This window comes from Pseudomonas sp., assembly GCF_049590575.1.
Lineage (GTDB): Bacteria > Pseudomonadota > Gammaproteobacteria > Pseudomonadales > Pseudomonadaceae > Aquipseudomonas.
This window is the reverse complement of the sequence record NZ_JBAWDE010000040.1, coordinates 1-3,001: the sequence shown is the minus strand read 5'-3', so window position 1 is coordinate 3,001 and position 3,001 is coordinate 1. Positions and strand designations below refer to the sequence as shown.

The 3,001-nt window shown below is 60.8% G+C and carries 3 protein-coding genes; 1 reads left to right on the top strand and 2 read right to left on the bottom strand.

The annotated features are described in order from the left end of the window. Positions 1-147: 147 nt before the first annotated feature. Positions 148-888 carry a YciK family oxidoreductase gene (locus WBR57_RS03175; protein WP_424082047.1) on the top strand — a complete coding sequence of 247 codons (741 nt, stop codon included), beginning with the start codon at positions 148-150 and terminating at the stop codon, positions 886-888. A gap of 70 nt (positions 889-958) precedes the next feature. On the opposite strand, the gene WBR57_RS03170 is transcribed toward WBR57_RS03175, so the two are convergent. After that, the gene (locus WBR57_RS03170; RefSeq protein ID WP_424082045.1) at positions 959-2,473 is read right to left on the bottom strand and encodes an ABC transporter substrate-binding protein; all 1,515 of its coding nucleotides are present in this window, start codon (positions 2,471-2,473) and stop codon (positions 959-961) included. A gap of 32 nt (positions 2,474-2,505) precedes the next feature. Beyond that, a partial coding sequence (locus tag WBR57_RS03165) for an oligopeptide/dipeptide ABC transporter ATP-binding protein (protein ID WP_424082043.1) occupies positions 2,506-3,001 on the bottom strand: 496 nt, incomplete at its 5' end.

Genomic DNA, 3,001 nt, shown 5'->3' with positions numbered 1-3,001 from the left:
GGAGCGGGCTTGCTCGCGAAGGCGGTCTATCAAGACCAAATTTGCTGCCTGATACTCCGCATTCGCGAGCAAGCCCGCTCCCACAGGGGATAAACGCAGCTTTCAAGCTTGGTGTCTGCAACCTGCTGAATTTTGTCGAGGCTATTTATGTTTGATTACTCCGCACGCCCAGACCTGCTCAAAGGCCGGGTCATCCTGGTGACCGGCGCCGGTCGCGGGATTGGCGCGGCAGCCGCCAAAACCTACGCCGCCCATGGCGCCACCGTGCTGTTGCTGGGCAAGACCGAAGCCAACCTGGCCCAGGTGTATGACGAAATCGAAGCGGCGGGTCAGCCGCAGCCAGTGGTGATCCCGTTCAACCTGGAGACCGCCCTGCCCCATCAATACGATGAGCTGGCGGCGATGATCGAAAAAGAGTTCGGCCACCTCGACGGCCTGCTGCACAACGCCTCGATCATCGGCCCGCGCACACCGCTCGAGCAGTTGTCCGGCGAGAATTTCATGCGGGTGATGCACGTGAACGTCAACGCGATGTTCATGCTGACCAGCACGTTGCTGCCGCTGCTCAAACTGTCCCAGGATGCGTCGGTGGTGTTCACCTCCAGCAGCGTCGGGCGCAAGGGCCGGGCGTATTGGGGGGCCTACGGTGTGTCGAAGTTTGCCACCGAGGGCTTGATGCAGACCCTGGCCGACGAGCTCGACGATGTCGCGGCGGTGCGCTCGAACAGCATCAACCCGGGCGGTACGCGCACCAGCATGCGCGCCCAGGCGTACCCAGGGGAAAACCCGATGGAAAGGCCGGCGCCGGAAGAGATCATGCCGGTGTACCTGTACCTGATGGGGCCGGACAGTACCGGGATCAATGGGCAGGCGTTCGACGCGCAATAACCCCTGGCACACCGCAATACAAAATGTGGGAGGGGGCTTGCCCCCTCCCACATTTGTTCAGCGGTGAGCTTTAGTTTTTCACCACTTCCTCAAGGGTGAAGCGCCCCAGCGGGTTCTGCAGGAAGTTGCTCACGTTCTTGCGTGAGATGTTGATATACGGGCTGTAGTACAGGTCAATCCAGTTCACATCCTGTTTCGCCAGTTTCTGCAGGTCGACATACATCTGCTCACGCTTGACCGGGTCAGCCTCGATCCGCGCGGCGGCGACCAGTTCCTTGACCTTGTCGTTCTTGTAGCGGGTCATGTAGTTCTGGTTGGTGTCGTGGCCCAGCACAAAGGTGGTCTTCTGATCCGGGTCGAGGATGTCGTTGGTCCAGTACATCACCGAAATATCGTACTCACCGTCCACCAGCATCTGCCAGCTTTGGGTCGGGTCGACTTTCTGCAGGTTGGCGGTGACGCCGACCTTGGCCAACTGGTCCTTGATGATCACCGCAATCTGCTCGTCGGCTTCGTTGCCGGCGTTGACCACATAGTTGAGCTTCAAGTCCTTGGCACCGGCCTGCTCCAGCAGTTTCTTGGCGGCGGTCGGGTCGTACGGGCGTTGCAGGTTGTTGGCGTAGTGGTACAGCGAGCCTTTCGGGATGTAGGAATAGGCCACGGTGCCCTGACCGTAAGTGGCGGTCTTGACCAGTGATTGTTTGTCGATGGCCATGTCCAGCGCCTGGCGCACTTCAGGCTTGGCCAGCAGGCCGTGGTCGTGGTTGATCAGCAGGTGATCTTCACGGGTGGACGGGTCGGCGTGGATCACCACGTTCTTGTCTTTTTTCAGCTCTTCAACCCGCGAAAACGGCACGAAGATCGCGGTGTCCAGCTCGTTGTTCTGGACCATGCGCATGCGCGTGTTGTCATCGGTGACCGACACCCATTCCACGCCATCGAGGCTCACGTTCTTGGCCTGCCAGAAGTTCGGGTTTTTCTTGAGGATCACCCGATCGCCCTTGCGCCACTCTTCCACGGTGAACGCGCCGGACGTCACCGGGTTTTCCGAATAGGCGTCTTCGCCCATTTTGGTCATGGCTTTTTCCGACAGGATCGACACCGTTGGCGACGCCAATTGCGAGAGAAAAGCCACCGCCGGGGTCTTCAAGGTGACCACCAGGGTTTTCGCGTCGGCGGCTTTGGCCGTATTGATCAGGTTGAACGGGTCGGCCCACAGCGAGGCTTTGTTGTCGCGGATACGCAACAGGCTGAACGCCGCATCTTCGGCGGTGATCGCCGAGCCATCGGAAAACTTCGCATCGCGCAGCTTGAACGTGTAGGTCAGGCCATCCTTGGAGATATCCCAGCTGTCTGCCAGGCCCGGTTCCATCTTGGTGCCCAGGTTGTCCACGCGCACCAGGGTGTCGTAGACGTTGGCGAACACCCAGGTATCGCGGTTTTGCGCGCTTTTGATCGGGTCGAACGTGGTGCTGTCTTCACGGCAGCCGATGGTCAGGACACCAGCGGCCTGGGCCAGACCGGCGGTCAGCGACCACGCGGTCAGCGTGGCGGCGGCGAGCAACTTCAAGTGGCGCGATTGCATATCACAACTCCTTGTTAATGAATGGCAGGGGGTTAAAGCAAAGGTTCTTCAAGCACGCAACTGTATCGATGCTCGTGCAGGAAACGGGTCGGCGGCAACACCACGCAGCACATGGGTTGCGCATACCGGCAACGCGGGTGAAACGCACAGCCCGCAGGCAAGTTCAGCGGGCTGGGTGGCTCGCCCGGCAACGGCTCTGCAGGCAACGGCCGATGCGGATCGATCTCCGGAATCGCCTGGATCAGCGCCGCCGTATAGGGGTGGCGTGGCGCGGTAAACACCGCTTCCACCGGGCCCTCTTCGACGATCTTGCCCAGGTACATCACGGCCACGCGGTCGCACAGGCGACGCACAATGGCCAGGTCGTGGGCGATAAACAGGATCGCCAGGTTCATGCGCTGCTGCAGCTCCAGCAGCAGGTTGATGATCTGGCCCTGGATCGATACATCCAGCGCCGCCACGCATTCATCGGCGATGATCAACCGCGGCTCCACCGCCAGCGCCCGGGCGATGCCGACGCGCTGGCAC